Below are 16,660 nucleotides of genomic sequence, written 5' to 3'. Positions count from 1 at the left end.
AAATTGCCAGCGTATTCACTCATTTTGAGTATTTTTTTGATCTAAATTAAAGAAAAATAAAGATGACAAACCAACAAATTTTGTTAAAAGCACAAAGTCCAGCCGCTTTAGCGGAAGAATATATTGTTCAATGTATTTGGAATAATCATTTCCCAGCAGGCTCTGATTTGCCTGCGGAACGTGAGCTGGCGGATAAAATTGGTGTCACTCGCACAACCTTAAGAGAAGTATTACAACGTTTAGCAAGAGAGGGTTGGTTAAATATTCAACATGGTAAGCCAACTAAAGTGAATCAGATTTGGGAAACGGGTGGCCCAAATATTATTAGTACCCTTATCCAACTTGATCGTAGCCTGATGCCAACCATTATTTCGAATGTGGTGTCGTTGCGTACCAGAATGGCGGAATACTATATTCCAGAAGCGATTCGCACCAATCCTGAGGCTTCGCTGAAATTATTTGAAAATTTGACCGCACTTGAGGACGACGCTCAAGCTTATGCCGAGTTCGATTATCAATTATTCCGTCAATTCACCTTTGTGGGTAACAAACCTGTTTATGGCTTAATTTTAAATAGCTTTAAAGCGATGTATCATCAAGTGGCGAAGTTGTTCTTTTCTAATCCAAAATCACGCCAGCTTACCATGGCTTTTTATCTGTCATTGCTCCAAGCTTGCGAGGCAAAAGATTATGAAAAAGCAGCGGTTTGTATGGCGACAAATCGTGAGAGTAGTACGGCAATATGGCAAGAAATGCTGAAACATTTACCAGATGATTTTGGTTTATAATTCAAAACTAAGATGAAAGACACCGCACTTATTGACTTATTTCTCAATGAACTTTGGTTAGAAAAAGGCTTATCAGATAATACGATTCAGTCTTATCGCCTTGATTTAACCGCGTTGTCTGATTGGTCTGCGCAACAAACCTTAACCTTACTAGAATTAGATAGCATCCATTTACAGCATTTTTTAGGCGAACGTGTAGAAAAAGGCTACAAAGCAACCAGTACCGCGCGTTTATTAAGTGCGATGAGAAAGCTCTTTCAATATTTGTACCGAGAGCAATATCGTCAGGATGATCCCAGTGCTATATTAAGCTCGCCTAAATTGCCTAGTCGTTTACCTAAATATTTGAGCGAAGAACAAGTAGGGGATTTGCTGAATTGCCCCTGCACCGATGAGCCTTTAGAACTGCGTGATAAAGCCATGTTGGAATTATTGTATGCGACAGGGCTGCGCGTCACAGAATTGGTATCTTTAACCATGGACAGTATCAGCTTGCAACAAGGGGTTGTTCGCGTCATTGGTAAAGGTAATAAAGAACGCATTGTGCCTATGGGCGAAGAAGCAGCCTATTGGGTTAATCAGTTCGTTTTATATGGTCGCCCTATTTTATTGAATGGGCAAAGTTCAGATGTGGTTTTCCCTAGCAAGCGCGCAGTACAAATGACAAGGCAAACTTTTTGGCATCGCATAAAACATTATGCCATTTTGGCAGATATTGATAGCGACAGCCTTTCTCCTCACGTACTACGTCATGCATTTGCCACCCATTTAGTCAATCATGGTGCTGATTTGCGAGTTGTGCAAATGTTGTTGGGGCATAGTGATTTATCAACGACACAAATTTATACCCATGTCGCCAAAGAACGATTAAAGCGTTTACACGAAAAATTTCATCCCCGCGGTTAACAAAGTGCGGTGGAATTTGTCTAAGTTTTCGTATTTGGCAGTTTATGCATAAAAATACGGAAAATATTTCCCTTTTAGGTTGAAAAACAGGGCAATTTATTGCGATAATCTCGCAGTTTAGGAGATCTCATTTTATTGAGCTTTGTTGAAGCGATAAGAGATCACATTTTTACTCGAAGAATTTAAAAAAGATAATTAACAATGGCAGAAAAACGTAATATTTTCTTAATTGGACCAATGGGGGCTGGAAAAAGTACCATTGGCCGTCAATTAGCACAACAACTCAGCATGGAATTTATTGATTCTGATACTGAAATTGAAACACGCGCGGGTGCTGATATCAGTTGGATTTTTGATTTAGAAGGCGAAGAAGGATTTCGTAAGCGCGAAGAGCGTATTCTTAATGAGTTGACGCAAAAGCAGGGTATTGTACTTTCAACTGGTGGCGGTGCAGTTGTTTCCAAAGATGCACGTAATTATTTATCTGCACGTGGTATTGTTATTTATTTACAAACAACAGTAGATAAACAATATGAGCGTACTTTGCGTGACAAAAAACGTCCTTTATTGCAAGGCGTGGAAGATACACGTCAAGTATTAGAAGATTTAGCAAAAGTACGTAACCCATTATATGAAGAAATTGCAGACATCACATTACCAACGGATGAGCAAAGTGCAAAAGTGATGGCTAACCAGATTATTGATCTTATTGATAATTTTCATGGCTAATTAAGGATAAAGGTGCCGATAATGCAGTGTGTAAAGGTTGAGTTAAAAGAACGTAGTTATCCAATTTATATTGGTGAGAACTTGCTGACTGATACTTCAGTTTATCCACTGAAATCTGGTGATAAAGTGATGATCGTCACTAACCAGACCATTGCACCTTTATACTTAGAAACTGTTACTCATACCTTGCAACAAATTGGTTGTCAGGTAAGTCATGTGTTGCTTTCTGATGGGGAAAAATATAAAAGTCTTCAATCATTAGAGCAAATTTACACCGCACTTTTAACTGAAAATCATGGACGTGATACCACTATTATTGCTTTAGGTGGTGGTGTTATTGGCGATATAGCAGGTTATGCAGCGGCAAGTTATCAGCGTGGTGTTCGCTTTATTCAAATTCCAACCACATTATTAGCACAAGTAGATTCATCGGTAGGCGGTAAGACAGCAGTAAATCATCCATTAGGTAAAAATATGATTGGTGCTTTCTATCAGCCAGCAGCAGTGATTATTGATACTTTAACGCTTAATAGCTTGGCTAAACGTGAAGTCAATTCGGGACTAGCTGAAGTGATTAAATATGGTGCTATTTTAGATGTGGATTTTTTCCAATGGTTAGAGCAGCATATTGATAGCTTAGTTGCACTAGAACAAACTTCGTTACAATATTGTATTGCCCGCTGTTGCCAAATTAAAGCGGATGTTGTGGCTCGAGATGAAACTGAAAAAGGCGATCGCGCTTTGTTAAATTTAGGTCATACCTTCGGTCATGCCATTGAAACACATCTTGGTTATGGCAATTGGTTGCATGGTGAAGCCATTGCGGCTGGGATGATGATGGCTGCTGCGCTATCGGAAAAATTAGGTCATATTTCTATTGCAGATGTTGGACGCTTAGAAAAATTATTGGCGCGAGCGAATTTGCCAACAGTTAGCCCTGATACCATGCAACCTGAAGATTACTTACCTCATATGATGCGCGATAAAAAAGTATTGGCGGGTAAGTTACGCTTAGTTTTATTACAATCGTTGGGACAAGCTTATGTAGCAACAGACACAGATAAAAACTTGGTGTTAGCCGCTATTGAAGCTTGTTCTCAATTAGATTAGCCCTTATTCAAATGCCAAAATCAGTTAAAGGGAAGGATGTACCAATCGTTAAAAAACATCGCTCATTTTTGAAGTGGGCTGGTGGAAAATTCCGTTTAACTGATGACATTAATCGTTTATTGCCCAAACATAAAAAATGCCTTGTTGAACCTTTTGTTGGCGCAGGTTCTGTTTTTTTAAATAGTCAATTTGAACGCTATGTGCTCGCGGATATCAATCCTGATTTGATCCATCTTTTTAATACGGTTAAACAAGACGTGGATCGCTATATTGACGCATTAAGTCCCATCTTTTTTCATAGCAATGCGAATACAGCGAGCTATTATTACGCGAAAAGAGATGAATTTAATCAATCAACCGATCCTTTCTGGCGTTCTGTATTATTTGTGTATCTCAATCGATTTGGTTTTAATGGGCTTTGTCGTTATAACGCCAAAAATGAATTTAATGTGCCTTTTGGTTCCTATGCAACACATTATTTTCCTGAAAAAGAATTGCGTTTCTTTGCGGAAAAGGCACAAAGTGCGGTGTTTATTTGTGCAGATTTCCACCATACTTTCGCTTTGGCGGATGAAGATTCTGTTATTTATTGTGACCCTCCTTATGCGCCTTTAGAGCAAGATTCCAATTTTACGCAATATTCAGGTCATGATTTTGGCTTACATCACCAGCGAGCATTAGCGGAATTAGCCAAACAAACTCAACAAGAACGCCATATTCCTGTGTTTATATCTAACCATGATACTTCCTTTACGCGTGAGATTTATCGCGATGCTTATTTGCGTAAAATCAGAGTGCAACGCTCAATTAGTCAACGTTCCGATAAACGTATTAAAGTTGGGGAATTGATTGCATGTTTTAAAGTGAAGTAAATGTTACAAATTTTCATTCTATTTTGATTAAAGTTTACACTTTGTGATATATAGCTTTCATTTTTTCTGAAAACTGTTACACTTTCCAAAAAATTATCGATGATAAGGAAAGTGACTATGCAACATAACCCTTCTTCTGCACCTTATGCATTATCTGCAACTGCAATGCCTATTTTGCTATGCGATTTTTATAAAGTTTCTCATCGTGAGCAATATCCTGAACAATCACAGGTTATTTATAGCACCTTCACGCCACGCAGCAATAAACTTGCGCCTCATATTGATCGTGTTGTTTGTTTTGGTTTTCAAGGCTTTATTATTAAGTATCTCATCAATTATTTTAACCAGAACTTTTTTGCTCGCCCTTTAGATGAAATTCTCAATGAATATATTGATTTTATTGACCGCACTTTAGGCATGAAAACAACGGGAGAGCATATTGCCCAATTGCACAAGCTTGGTTATTTGCCTTTGCGCATTAAAGCTATTCCTGAAGGGCAATCTGTGGCGTTAAAAGTGCCAGTAATGACCATTGAAAATACGCATAAAGATTTCTTCTGGTTGACCAACTATATTGAAACGATGATCAATGTTTCTTTATGGCAACCAATGACATCGGCTTCAATTGCCCGTCTTTACCGCAAAACATTATTACAATATGCGCAAGAAACCTGTGATAACCAAGATCATATTCCTTTTCAATCCCATGATTTTTCTATGCGTGGAATGAGTTCGTTAGAAACCACGGAAAGTTCTGGCGCTGCACATTTAACTGCGTTCTTAGGCACTGATACCATTCCTGCGATTTCTTATGTTGAATATTATTATGGCTCAAAAGAACTGATTGGTACTTCCATTCCTGCTAGCGAACATTCTGTGATGAGTTCGCATGGCGTGGATGAATTGCCAACTTTCCGTTATTTAATGAAAAAATTCCCTAACAATATGCTATCGATTGTGGCTGATACAACGGATTTTTGGCATAACATTGGCGTCAATCTCCCTATTTTGAAAGATGAAATTATGGCGCGTCCAGACATGGCAAAAATTGTTATCCGCCCTGATAGTGGTGATGCCATGGATATTTTATGTGGTAATCTCAATGCAGAAACAGAAATTGAACGCAAAGGTTTGATCGAAAGCCTATGGGATATTTTTGGTGGCGTGGTGAATAGCAAAGGCTACAAAGTATTAGATCCACATATCGGTGTTATTTATGGCGACGGTGTGAATTTCGAGAAAATGATCAATATTCTCAATGGACTGAAAACAAAAGGTTTTGCTTCAAGTAATATCGTATTTGGCGTAGGTTCTCGGACTTATCAAAGCAATACGCGAGATACCTTAGGTTTTGCAGTAAAAGCCACTTCCATTATTATTGATGGCAAAGAAAAAGCCATTTTCAAAGCACCAAAAACCGACGATGGTTTGAAAAAATCGCAAAAAGGTCGCGTCAAAGTCTTGGATTGGGATCATTATATTGATGGACTTACCGCAGATGATGATTTCAGTGATGACAAGCTGCAACTCATTTTTGAAAACGGTATGCTACATAATCTCACAGACTTTGACCAAATTCGTCAACGCGTATTCGCTCAATGTTAAAAGTTATACAAAAAGTGCGGTGAAAAAGACCGCACTTTTTTATTGGCAATAGGAACTTTCCTATGTACGAAAAACTCTAAGTGAACGCTTTTTATATGCTTTTATTTTGGAGTTTAGCTATGAAATTGAAAAGACCTGCTGTGTCCTCTTCAATATTAATATTTTGGGTATCACTTTATTTTACTGTGGTACTAAATTATGCCTTTTACCGCAAAGTATTATCAGTCAATCCGCTAACAAATAGTCCAACGGATTATTTTATTTATACCATGCCCTTAGTGATTTTTGTCATTCTTAATGCGGCATTTCAGCTTATTGCAATCCCTGTTCTGCACAAAGTTATCATTCCTTGTTTAATTGTGATTAGCGCTGTTGTTGCTTATAACATGGTCTTTTTCGATATTTACTTTGATGCCACGATGTTGACGAATGTATTGCAAACAAATGCCGCGAAAAGTTTAAGGTTGGTTACCACGAATTTTGTGGTTTGGGTTGTGGGTTTAGGTATTATTCCTGCATTGCTCTATTGCTGGGTGAAAGTGCGCTATCGCCTTTGGTGGAAAGAAAGTGCGGTGCGTTTAGGCTTAATTTTATTATCCGTATTAGTGTTTGCGGGCGTTGCTAAAGTGTTTTATCAAGATTATGCCGCTTTTTTCCGTAACAATAAAAGCATAACCCATTTACTTGTACCTTCTAACTTTATTGGCGCAACCATTAAAAAGAGCAAAGAATGGCGTGAAAACAATATGCCTTATTTGCAACAAGATTTAGCAGTCGCACAAGATAAACCTGATCATTATCGCCATGTTACAGTTCTCATTGTTGGCGAAACGACAAGATCGCAAAACTGGGGATTAAATGGTTATGCTCGTCAAACCACCCCATTGTTAGCGAAACGAGGCGATCAAATCATTAATTTCAAAGATGTATCAAGTTGTGGTACCGCAACCGCGATTTCGGTGCCTTGTATGTTTTCCACATTGGATCGTAAAGATTTTTCTAATACACAAGCAGATCATCAAGACAATTTATTAGATGTGTTGCAACGTGCAAATGTTGATGTGATGTGGTTAGAAAATGATTCGGGTTGTAAAGGCGTGTGTAAGAACGTGCCTAATATGGATGTCACAGAATTAAATTTAGCGGAGTTTTGCCATAATGGCGAATGTTTAGACAATGTTCTATTGACGAAATTTGATGAAATTGTCAATAAAAGCCAACGCGATCTTTTATTAGTGTTACATACGATTGGTAGTCATGGACCAACTTATTATGAGCGTTATTCTCCGGAATATCGCCAGTTTACGCCAACTTGTGATACTAATGAAATTAACAAATGTTCAAATCAAGAGCTTGTCAATACATATGATAATGGAATTTTGTATATTGATCAGTTCATTGACAAAGTTATTGCTAAATTAGAAAAACGTGATGAATGGGAAAGTGCGGTGCTTTATGTGTCAGATCATGGTGAATCCTTGGGCGAAGATGGCGTTTATTTACATTCTGCACCTTATGCGATTGCACCGAAAGAGCAAACAAGCGTTCCTATGGTTATGTGGTTTTCACCAACTTGGCAAAAATATGAAGGCGTTGATTTAGCATGTTTACGTAAAAATGCAGCGGAAAAATCCTATTCTCACGATAATATTTTCAGCACCGTTTTTGGTTTGATGGATATGTCGCATATTAGTGATACTTATCGTCCTGATATGGATATTATTAAGGCTTGCAAGAAATAAAGTAGAAACAAAAAGTGCGGTGAAAAAGACCGCACTTTTTAGCTTAAAGCAGGGTTGATTTTAAACTGGAGGTGTTGGATATGGGGATGACTTTGCTGAATTTGTGTGAGCAATACTTTTTGTTGGAATAAAAAGGCTTGGCGTACCATGGCATTGGCGACTTCAAAATGCAATGTGTCTTCTGTGAAATTAGCAACACGATATAACCCTTTGAATTGACTTGGGAAAACTTTTTGGATATGTTGGTCAAAAGCATAAATTTGTAATCCTTTTTGCATGAGTTGTGCGAAATCGGATTTTTCTAACAACTGTTTCACATTGACTGTTTTTTGATATCTTTTTATGCTCATCGCTTGTTTTCTCGCCAATCATCCCAATATTTAACGACATTGTAACGAATTTTCGCTATAATTTAATTCAATTTTTTTAGGATCCGTAATTTTAATGATGTTAACAAAGGGTAAGCATAGTTTTTGGTCGCAATTATTTATTAGTATGATTGCGATTTTTGCTTTGCCTGATGTGCAAGCCGTTGATAGAACGGAACACTTAAATACCTATCAAAATCAGTCTATTCAGCAACAAACGCTACGAACTATTTATCAAGTTCATCAAGAAAAAGCGCAAGCTGCGCAAATTCAGCAGAGCGGTGTTGTTGCGGTAAAACTCACCGAATTTCAACCGCACTTTGTGGCGGCAATTCATTTCGCACACGCGCCAATTCGTGGTAGCCCTTTGGCATAATTCATCTCATTTTTATCCTTGTGCAATTGCACATTTTATTTTTTATTCAACAGAGAACAGAATTATGTTAAGAACTATTGTGACCAAAATTTTTGGTAGCCGTAACGATCGTATTTTACGTCGTTTAAATAAACAAGTTAAAAAAATCAATGCCTTAGAACCAACTTTTGAAGCATTAAGTGATGAAGAACTGCGGTCAAAAACAGCCGAGTTTCGTGAGCGTTTACAAAATGGCGAAGCCTTAGAGCAGCTCTTGCCAGAAGCTTTTGCGACCGTTAGAGAGGCGAGTAAGCGTACTCTCGGTATGCGCCATTTTGACGTGCAGTTAGTAGGCGGCATGGTGTTGACGCAACGTAACATTGCCGAAATGCGTACTGGTGAAGGGAAAACCTTAACCGCAACCTTGCCTTGTTATTTGAATGCTTTAACAGGTAAAGGTGTTCATGTAGTAACAGTGAATGATTACTTAGCGCGTCGCGATGCGGAAACAAACCGTCCGTTATTTGAATTTTTAGGCATGAGTGTGGCGGTGAACGTGCCAGGCTTGCCACATGATGTGAAACGTGAAGCTTATCAAGCAGATATTACCTATGCGACAAACAGTGAGCTTGGTTTTGACTATTTGCGTGATAATTTGGCACATTCTGCGGCTGAGCGTTTCCAACGTCCGTTACATTATGCCTTAGTGGATGAAGTGGATTCGATTTTGATCGATGAAGCGCGTACCCCGTTGATTATTTCAGGTCCTGCTGAAGACAGTTCAGAATTATATATTGCGATCAATAAATTAATTCCGCTTTTGGTAGAACAAGAGAAAGAAGATAGTGAAGAATTCCAAGGTGAAGGCGACTATTCACTTGATTTAAAACATAAACAAGCGCATATGACAGAACGCGGTCAGGAAAAATGCGAAAAATGGTTAGTTGAACAAGGTTTAATGGGTGAAGATGAAAGCTTGTATTCCCCACAACGTTTAGGCTTGGTGCATCATATTAATGCGGCTTTGCGCGCGCATACCTTATTCCAAAAAGATGTGGATTATGTGGTTAAAGATGGCGAAATCGTGATCGTTGATGAACATACTGGTCGTACAATGGCGGGGCGTCGTTGGTCAGATGGTTTACACCAAGCCATTGAGGCCAAAGAAGGTGTGGAAATTCAAGGTGAAAACCAAACTGTTGCCTCTATTACTTATCAAAACTATTTCCGTTTATACGAGAAATTAGCGGGTATGACGGGGACAGCGGATACGGAAGCTTTTGAATTCCAACAAATTTATGGTTTAGAAACCGTTGTTATTCCAACCAATTTGCCGATGATTCGTGATGATCGCACTGATGTGATGTTTGAAACCGAACAATACAAGTTTGATGCGATTATTGAAGACATCAAAGACTGCGTTGCTCGTCAACAGCCAGTCTTAGTTGGGACCATTTCCATTGAAAAATCGGAATTACTTTCAAATGAATTGAAGAAAGCAGGGATTGCACATAATGTACTGAATGCGAAATTCCATGCGCAAGAAGCAGAAATTGTGGCTAATGCAGGTTATCCAGGTGCAGTAACTATCGCAACTAATATGGCGGGTCGTGGTACGGATATTGTATTGGGTGGTAACTGGCGCGCTGAAATTGCTAAGTTTGAAAATCCAACCGAAGAACAGATCGCACAAATTAAAGCGGACTGGGAAAAACGTCATGAGATCGTAAAACAAGCGGGTGGTTTACATATTATTGGTACGGAACGCCATGAATCTCGTCGTATCGATAACCAGCTACGTGGACGTTCAGGCCGTCAAGGTGACCCAGGTTCTTCTCGTTTCTATCTGTCATTAGATGATGCTTTAATGCGTATTTACTTAAATGAAGGCAAACTAAACATGATGAGAAAAGCCTTCAGTACGCCAGGCGAAGCGATGGAATCTAAGCTATTAGCGAAGGTTATTGCTTCTGCACAAGCAAAAGTAGAAGCGCATAACTTTGATGGTCGTAAAAATCTACTTCAATATGATGATGTGGCGAATGATCAACGTCATGCCATTTATGCTCAACGTAATGAATTATTGGATAATGGCGATGTATCAGAAGCGATCCAGGCTATTCGTGAAGATGTATTTAATGCAGTGATTGATGAATATGTTCCACCACAATCGTTGGAAGAACAATGGGATATCCCAGGATTGACATTGCGCCTACAACAAGATTTTGCGCTTGATTTACCGCTTCAACATTGGTTAGAAGAAGATAACCAATTTGATGAATACAAATTACGTGATCGTATTTTAGAATCAGCGGTAAGTGAATACCAACGTAAAGAACAAATGGTTGGCGAAGAAACCATGCGTAATTTCGAGAAAGGTATTATGTTGCAAACTCTTGATGAATTATGGAAAGAACATTTGGCTTCAATGGATCGCTTACGTCAGGGAATTCATTTGCGTAGCTATGCGCAAAAAGATCCAAGACAAGAATATAAGAAAGAATCTTTTGCCATGTTCACCAATATGTTAGATGCGTTGAAATTTAGTGTGATTAGAACATTAAGTCGTGTTCAGGTTCGTACGCCAGAAGAAGTTGAACAAGCGGAACGTGCTTATCAAGAAGCAGCAGAGCGTCAAGCACAGGCTATGCAATATAATGGTGCTACTGAAGAGCAAAATGAACAAGTCGCCATCGCTGAAAATGAACGCAAGATTGGTCGTAATGAACCTTGTCCTTGTGGTTCGGGCAAAAAATATAAACATTGCCATGGCAATCGCGCGAGAGTATAAAAAAGTGCGGTAGAAAATACCGCACTTTTACTCACAGGATCTAATATGAAGAAAAAAATCGTTCAAGTTGCCGCAGGCATTATTCGTAATGAATTTGGGCAAATTTATCTTACGCAGCGTTTAGAAGGGCAAGATTTTGCACAAGCCTTGGAATTTCCGGGGGGGAAAGTTAATGCTAATGAAACGCCTGAACAAGCGCTAAAACGCGAGTTGGAAGAAGAGATTGGTATCCATGTGATAAGTGCGGTGCTTTTTGAACAATTTTTATTTGAATATCCCAACAAGGTTCTCCATTTTTATTTTTATCTGGTTGAACAATGGGTGGGTGAACCTTTCGGACGAGAAGGACAATCAGGCTTTTGGTTAGATCAAACGGAATTGGACGCAGGGCAATTCCCGCCAGCGAACGCCAAATTAATTCAACGCTTATTAGCAGAAAAAGTGCAGTAAAATCCACTGCACTTTATGCAAAAAATATCCTTAACAAAAGTACGCCAAGGCGTACTTTTGTTTATATGGCTTTAATAGCTTGCAAGGTTTTTTCCATTTCGGACTTTGAGCCAATGGTAATTCTAATACAATTTGCTAATCCTAATGCTTTATGCTGATTGCGTAAGATAATGCCTTGCTCCCAAAGCGTATTGAAGACTTTTTCCCCATCTTTGAATTTCACTAATATGTAATTGCCATCACTGCGATAAACTTTTTCCACAATTGGTAGTACTTCCAGTTGTTCAATAAGTGCGGTGCGATTTTGTAAAATTTCTTCTACTCGCTGTTGCATTGCCTCAATCCCAGCCGATTGCAAGGCTTGGGTGGCAATATCTGCCACTGGCACGGGCAAAGGGTAAGGGGCGATGACTTTTTGTAGCACGTTGATCAACGCTGGGTTAGCAAGGGTAAAACCACAACGCAAACCAGCCAAGGCAAAGGCTTTGGACAGGGTGCGGATAATAGCGAGATGCGGATAATGTTTCAGCTCCGTTGCCATTGTTGCTTGGGGGCAGAATTCGATATAGGCTTCATCCACCACCACAATGGCTTTGTTTTTCGTCATTTCTAATAAGGCTAACAAATCTGCTCGATTGACGAGGGTGCCTGTTGGGTTATTGGGGCTACACACAAACACCACTTTCACGTCCGCCAAATTGCGTTCGATTTCGGCTAAATTCAGTTGGAAATCCGCAGTCAGCGGCACGGTTTTTGAGGTGATACTGCAGGTTTCCGCACTCACGGCATACATTCCGTAGGTTGGTGGGCAATACAGCACGCTGTCGTCGGCCTCACAAAAGGCACGAATAATTAGCTCGATACTTTCATCGCCCCCACGGCTCACCAACACATTGTCCACGCTAACGCCAGCGTATTTGGCATACCCCTCAATCACCGCTTGCGGCTGTGGTTCAGGGTAGCGGTTAAAGGTTCGTTGGGTTAAATCAAAATCTGGCGAGGTTGGATATTCATTGGCATTTAACCAAATATCTCCCTTTCCCCCTAATCGCCGAGCCGATTGATAGGGCGTTAAGGCTTGAATATTTTTGCGTGAAAGTGATGAAATTGACATCAATTACTCCTGTTCCAATTTGGTTAAACGAATTGCCACGGCTTGCTTGTGAGCTTCTAACTGCTCGGCTTCTGCCATTAACATTACGGTTTCTGCAAGGTTTTTAAAGCCTTGTGGCGTGAGTTCTTGCACCGTCATTCGTTTGCTGAAATCGGCTAAACCTAAACTTGAATGAGTGCGGGTGTAGCCGTAGGTCGGCAGAACGTGATTAGTACCGCTGGCGTAGTCGCCCATACTTTCAGGGGAATACGCCCCTAAGAAAATCGAGCCTGCGTTATCTAAAAAAGGCAGTAAATTGCGTGGATTTTCGATTTGCACCACCAAGTGTTCAGGGGCGTAGGCATTGCTAATTCGGGCAGATTGTTGCAAATCATCAGAAATAAAAATGCGACTATGCTCAAGGGCTTTGCGAGCGGTCTCTTGGCGTGGGAGCAAGGCAAGTTGGCGTTCAATCGCTTGTTCGGTTTGCTGGGCAAGGGCTAAGCTGTCCGTCACTAAAATCACTTGGCTATCTGCCCCGTGTTCCGCTTGAGAGAGCAGATCGCTTGCTACAAAATCAGGATCCGAAAATTCATCGGCAATCACTAGCACTTCGGAAGGGCCTGCAGGCATATCAATCGCCGTGCCATTCATCATCACTTGGCGTTTGGCTTCGGTAACAAACGCATTGCCCGGCCCGAAAATTTTATCCACTTTTTGCACTGTTTCAGTACCATTTGCCATCGCAAAAATAGCTTGGGCACCACCAATGGTATAAATGGTTTCTACCCCACATAAATGAGCGGTATAAAGAATTTCATCGGCAATCGGTGGCGGCGAGCACAGCACAATTTGTTTGCAACCTGCAATTTTGGCAGGCACGGCAAGCATCAACACCGTCGAAAAGAGCGGAGCAGAGCCACCTGGGATATACAAGCCCACTTTTTCAATTGGGCGAGTTAGCACTTGGCAACGCACGCCTGCTTGGGTTTCAATATCCACTTCTTGATTTTTCTGCGCTTGGTGGAAGCGTTCAATATTGCCTTTGGCGGTTTGAATCGCTTTGCACAATGTTGGCGAGATCCGCCCCCTTGCAGCGGCAATTTGCTCTTCAGAAATGACAAGGCTGTTCAGTTTTACCTTATCGAAGGTTTCCGTCAGTTCAAACAACGCTTTATCGCCATTCGCCAGCACATTGGCTTTGATCTCATTCACTGCCACGGTAATTTGGTTGCCCACTGTTTGTGCAGGGCGTGAAAGTGCGGTTTGTTTTTCGGTTTCTGTTAAGTTATTCCAAATCAGTGTTTGCATTTTTTAACCCTAAGTTTTTATAACGATCTTTAGAATTTATTTTCCCTTCTGAGTTGCCCGCTTGTGATGAAATTTTTAGGTTAATTTTGAGTGTTTGAGCCAACGGAGTTGGCGAGTTGCAAAATTAGCCGTTAAAAAATTTCATCTAAGAGCGGAATAGCAACGAAGTAGGGTTGCCTTTCTTTTGGTTACTTTTACTCGCCTTGCTCGCCCTTCGGGCTGTTGCCTAAAGGCAACATTCAAATGTTTTCACATTTGTCTTTGGCAACGCAAAGACAAAATCCGTAGGATTTTGAACGTTGGTTTCGCCAACGGCACGTAGTGCGAACTTGTGAGTAAAAGTAACAAGCTATTCCATCATTTTCTCAATCGGCAGTACCAAAATAGAACTTGCCCCAATCTCTTTTAATTTCTCCATTGTCTCCCAAAACAGATTTTCTTGGCTGACAACGTGCATTGCGACTTTTTGCTCGTCTTGGGCTAGCGGTAAAATCGTTGGATTTTCTGCCCCTGGCAGAAGTGCGGTAATTTCCGCTAATTTGTCTTTTGGGGCGTGGAGCATAATGTATTTCGATTCTGCCGCTTGTTGTACCCCTTGAATGCGAGTGAGCAATTTATCCACAAGGGCTTGTTTTTCGGTATCTAAAGCGGTTGCTCGTTGAATTAAGCAAGATTTTGAACGATAAATCACTTCCACTTCTTTTAAACCGTTAGCTTCTAAGGTTGCACCTGAAGACACCAAATCACAAATGGCATCGGCAAGCCCTGCTCGTGGTGCGACTTCCACTGATCCTGTCAGCGAACAGGTTTTAAAATTTACTCCTTGCTGTTGCATATAACGTTTGAGCAAATTCGGGTACGATGTAGCAATACGGGCATTTTGTAAGTCGTTGATATTACGATAATGATCATCTTGTGGCACGGCGATAGACAAACGGCAACCGCCGAAGTCTAAACGGCGGAGCAGTTTATATTCCACCGTTTCGCCACTGGCTTGGCGATCTAATTGTGCTTCTTCCAACACGTTTTCGCCCACAATCCCAAGATCGACCACGCCGTCAAACACTAAACCTGGGATATCATCATCACGCACTCGCAAAATATCGATCGGCATATTTTCTGCGTAAGCGATAAGGCGTTGTTCTTGTAGATTAATTTTGACCCCACATTGTTTGAGTAAGGCTTGGGATTCTTGGCTTAAACGCCCTGATTTTTGCATTGCAATGCGTAATCTTGTTGTATTTGTCATATTTTATCCCTTGTATTATTGTAATTTTAGTTAATAAAAAACCTCTCGAAATCACTTCCGAGAGGTTGATGAATTGGGTTTGCCGCACACTCGGAAGAATTTTATCTTCCAAGCATTACAAAGCGCCTGAAAGATAAATCAGGTTTTGTAATGATGATGAAAAGCGCGGTTAAAAATCATGTTGTTTTCCTAATTGGTTAATTGCTATTCAACTTACTGCAAAAAAATGAGCTTGGCAAGAATTTTTTTGTCTTTTTATTAGTCGTTAAAATTAAAAACGAAAATAAAATAGCTAAGTTGTTCTTTTTTTTGACATTATGTTAGAGTTAAAGAAGTTTGAATTTAAGGAGAACAGTATGAAACTTGTACGAAGTCTAATGATATTTAGCATTATGTGGTATGTGATGTTTGAACTTGGCCTTTATGAAACGTTGGAAAATGCCACTTTTCTAGGTAAATGGTTGCCGATTCTCATCATTGCTATGTTTGGACTTTATGTCGTTTTTCAAGCCATTTGGGCGATTATGAAGAAAGTCATGGAAAATTCAGATGTGAAAGTGCCTTTCCAAATACTGTATACAAAAACGCCAAAATTACTTATCAATAGTGCTAACGAAGAAAAAGCTGTTTTAGCGAGCGTTTTATACGAATCTAGTGATATCGCAATTACGGATAATAAAAATCTTAAAAAATTAGCAGAGAATCCTTATTTTCAACCAGAGCATCGCGTTAAAGCTGGAGAATTCTTCTATATTAATGCGTTAGAGTATGCGACAGATCCATTGCAAAGTGGTGGTTTAAAGGATAGCTTTGAATTATCTTGGGAAATTAAAGATAGTGAATCAGCGATTGAAACTATTGAGGGGCTGTGGGAAGCTGTAAATGATGATCTAAAAGTAATGTTAGCGTCTGCTGATATTGAGGAAATCGATAATCTTATCACTGAATTTGGAATGAATTTTACTCCAAAGGCGAAACAAACCAATGCAGCTGCTTTCCATTTAATCAGATTAATTTGGGTAGCAAGAGCAAGCTATGCCTGTGGATATCTTGATGAAGATGAATTACGAAAACTATTAGCTACAACGGGAGAATGTATCGATGCCAATTATGCTAGCTGGCAAGAATTAGCTTACTCTTATTTAGTTTCTTTTGTGTCTTGGGCGATATCGGCGGAACAAGAAAAATATTTTATAAGAGAAAGAGTACTTTGCGTAAAAGAATGTTTAGAAAATCGAGTTAGTCCATTAGTGAAACATCCGTTCTAAACGCCTCATTAAAATAACCCATT

General features: G+C 39.8%; 15 protein-coding genes and 1 other annotated feature. Of the genes, 11 read left to right on the top strand and 4 right to left on the bottom strand.

Annotated features, from left to right (window positions below):
• Window positions 1–62: 62 nt before the first annotated feature.
• The 7 genes from fadR to ACT2CV_RS07775 all read left to right on the top strand — a co-directional run bounded on the left by fadR (window position 63) and on the right by ACT2CV_RS07775 (window position 7,752).
• On the top strand, window positions 63–788 hold the full coding sequence (gene fadR, locus ACT2CV_RS07805; protein WP_464972966.1) for a fatty acid metabolism transcriptional regulator FadR: 726 nt from the start codon (window positions 63–65) through the stop codon (window positions 786–788).
• A gap of 12 nt (window positions 789–800) precedes the next feature.
• A complete protein-coding gene (gene xerD / locus ACT2CV_RS07800; protein ID WP_464972965.1) occupies window positions 801–1,694 on the top strand; it encodes a site-specific tyrosine recombinase XerD in 894 nt (297 codons plus the stop codon).
• Window positions 1,695–1,895: 201 nt separating this feature from the next.
• Window positions 1,896–2,423 carry a shikimate kinase AroK gene (gene aroK, locus ACT2CV_RS07795; protein ID WP_464972964.1) on the top strand — a complete coding sequence of 176 codons (528 nt, stop codon included), beginning with the start codon at window positions 1,896–1,898 and terminating at the stop codon, window positions 2,421–2,423.
• Window positions 2,424–2,444: 21 nt separating this feature from the next.
• The gene (aroB, locus tag ACT2CV_RS07790; RefSeq protein WP_464972963.1) at window positions 2,445–3,533 is read left to right on the top strand and encodes a 3-dehydroquinate synthase; all 1,089 of its coding nucleotides are present in this window, start codon (window positions 2,445–2,447) and stop codon (window positions 3,531–3,533) included.
• An 11-nt stretch (window positions 3,534–3,544) separates the two neighbouring features.
• Window positions 3,545–4,405, top strand: a complete 861-nt coding sequence (locus ACT2CV_RS07785; RefSeq protein ID WP_464972962.1) for a Dam family site-specific DNA-(adenine-N6)-methyltransferase — start codon at window positions 3,545–3,547, stop codon at window positions 4,403–4,405.
• 117 nt (window positions 4,406–4,522) lie between these two features.
• Window positions 4,523–6,010 carry a nicotinate phosphoribosyltransferase gene (locus ACT2CV_RS07780; protein WP_464972961.1) on the top strand — a complete coding sequence of 496 codons (1,488 nt, stop codon included), beginning with the start codon at window positions 4,523–4,525 and terminating at the stop codon, window positions 6,008–6,010.
• A 119-nt stretch (window positions 6,011–6,129) separates the two neighbouring features.
• Complete coding sequence (locus tag ACT2CV_RS07775) at window positions 6,130–7,752, top strand: phosphoethanolamine transferase (protein WP_464972960.1); 1,623 nt, start codon at window positions 6,130–6,132, stop codon at window positions 7,750–7,752.
• Between the two features lie 38 nt (window positions 7,753–7,790).
• On the opposite strand, the gene ACT2CV_RS07770 is transcribed toward ACT2CV_RS07775, so the two are convergent.
• On the bottom strand, window positions 7,791–8,102 hold the full coding sequence (locus ACT2CV_RS07770; protein WP_464972959.1) for a DciA family protein: 312 nt from the start codon (window positions 8,100–8,102) through the stop codon (window positions 7,791–7,793).
• Between the two features lie 94 nt (window positions 8,103–8,196).
• Here ACT2CV_RS07770 and secM point away from each other — a divergent pair, with 94 nt between their 5' ends.
• From secM to mutT, 3 genes are all read left to right on the top strand, one after another.
• On the top strand, window positions 8,197–8,496 hold the full coding sequence (secM, locus tag ACT2CV_RS07765; RefSeq protein WP_464972958.1) for a secA translation cis-regulator SecM: 300 nt from the start codon (window positions 8,197–8,199) through the stop codon (window positions 8,494–8,496).
• A 64-nt stretch (window positions 8,497–8,560) separates the two neighbouring features.
• Window positions 8,561–11,266 carry a preprotein translocase subunit SecA gene (gene secA, locus ACT2CV_RS07760; RefSeq protein WP_464972957.1) on the top strand — a complete coding sequence of 902 codons (2,706 nt, stop codon included), beginning with the start codon at window positions 8,561–8,563 and terminating at the stop codon, window positions 11,264–11,266.
• Window positions 11,267–11,311: 45 nt separating this feature from the next.
• Window positions 11,312–11,716 (top strand): 8-oxo-dGTP diphosphatase MutT, encoded by a 405-nt coding sequence (mutT, locus tag ACT2CV_RS07755; RefSeq protein WP_464972956.1) that lies wholly within the window; start codon window positions 11,312–11,314, stop codon window positions 11,714–11,716.
• Window positions 11,717–11,777: 61 nt separating this feature from the next.
• Here mutT and hisC read toward each other — a convergent pair whose 3' ends face one another.
• The 3 genes from hisC to hisG all read right to left on the bottom strand — a co-directional run bounded on the left by hisC (window position 11,778) and on the right by hisG (window position 15,369).
• Window positions 11,778–12,830 carry a histidinol-phosphate transaminase gene (gene hisC / locus ACT2CV_RS07750; protein WP_464972955.1) on the bottom strand — a complete coding sequence of 351 codons (1,053 nt, stop codon included), beginning with the start codon at window positions 12,828–12,830 and terminating at the stop codon, window positions 11,778–11,780.
• 3 nt (window positions 12,831–12,833) lie between these two features.
• Window positions 12,834–14,120, bottom strand: coding sequence for a histidinol dehydrogenase (hisD, locus tag ACT2CV_RS07745; RefSeq protein ID WP_464972954.1), 1,287 nt, complete (start codon window positions 14,118–14,120; stop codon window positions 12,834–12,836).
• Between the two features lie 349 nt (window positions 14,121–14,469).
• A complete protein-coding gene (gene hisG / locus ACT2CV_RS07740; protein ID WP_464972953.1) occupies window positions 14,470–15,369 on the bottom strand; it encodes an ATP phosphoribosyltransferase in 900 nt (299 codons plus the stop codon).
• Between the two features lie 33 nt (window positions 15,370–15,402).
• Window positions 15,403–15,529, bottom strand: a sequence feature (His leader region).
• A gap of 196 nt (window positions 15,530–15,725) precedes the next feature.
• Between hisG and ACT2CV_RS07735 the strand changes: the two genes are divergently transcribed.
• Entirely contained in the window at window positions 15,726–16,637 is a 912-nt protein-coding gene (locus ACT2CV_RS07735; RefSeq protein ID WP_464972952.1) for a DUF1266 domain-containing protein, read from the top strand.
• The last annotated feature ends 23 nt before the right edge of the window (window positions 16,638–16,660 follow it).

This window comes from Reella acinonychis (assembly GCF_052384575.1).
Taxonomy (GTDB): Bacteria; Pseudomonadota; Gammaproteobacteria; order Enterobacterales; family Pasteurellaceae; genus JBQSUQ01.
This window is presented reverse-complemented; position numbering and strand designations above follow the sequence as displayed.

Bases quoted from the DNA above. Each gene is read 5' to 3' on its own strand.
- fadR (WP_464972966.1), top strand. From the start codon at position 63: ATGACAAACCAACAAATTTTGTTAAAAGCACAAAGTCCAGCCGCTTTA.
- xerD (WP_464972965.1), top strand. From the start codon at position 801: ATGAAAGACACCGCACTTATTGACTTATTTCTCAATGAACTTTGGTTA.
- aroK (WP_464972964.1), top strand. From the start codon at position 1,896: ATGGCAGAAAAACGTAATATTTTCTTAATTGGACCAATGGGGGCTGGA.
- aroB (WP_464972963.1), top strand. From the start codon at position 2,445: ATGCAGTGTGTAAAGGTTGAGTTAAAAGAACGTAGTTATCCAATTTAT.
- ACT2CV_RS07785 (WP_464972962.1), top strand. From the start codon at position 3,545: ATGCCAAAATCAGTTAAAGGGAAGGATGTACCAATCGTTAAAAAACAT.
- ACT2CV_RS07780 (WP_464972961.1), top strand. From the start codon at position 4,523: ATGCAACATAACCCTTCTTCTGCACCTTATGCATTATCTGCAACTGCA.
- ACT2CV_RS07775 (WP_464972960.1), top strand. From the start codon at position 6,130: ATGAAATTGAAAAGACCTGCTGTGTCCTCTTCAATATTAATATTTTGG.
- ACT2CV_RS07770 (WP_464972959.1), bottom strand. From the start codon at position 8,102: ATGAGCATAAAAAGATATCAAAAAACAGTCAATGTGAAACAGTTGTTA.
- secM (WP_464972958.1), top strand. From the start codon at position 8,197: ATGATGTTAACAAAGGGTAAGCATAGTTTTTGGTCGCAATTATTTATT.
- secA (WP_464972957.1), top strand. From the start codon at position 8,561: ATGTTAAGAACTATTGTGACCAAAATTTTTGGTAGCCGTAACGATCGT.
- mutT (WP_464972956.1), top strand. From the start codon at position 11,312: ATGAAGAAAAAAATCGTTCAAGTTGCCGCAGGCATTATTCGTAATGAA.
- hisC (WP_464972955.1), bottom strand. From the start codon at position 12,830: ATGTCAATTTCATCACTTTCACGCAAAAATATTCAAGCCTTAACGCCC.
- hisD (WP_464972954.1), bottom strand. From the start codon at position 14,120: ATGCAAACACTGATTTGGAATAACTTAACAGAAACCGAAAAACAAACC.
- hisG (WP_464972953.1), bottom strand. From the start codon at position 15,369: ATGACAAATACAACAAGATTACGCATTGCAATGCAAAAATCAGGGCGT.
- ACT2CV_RS07735 (WP_464972952.1), top strand. From the start codon at position 15,726: ATGAAACTTGTACGAAGTCTAATGATATTTAGCATTATGTGGTATGTG.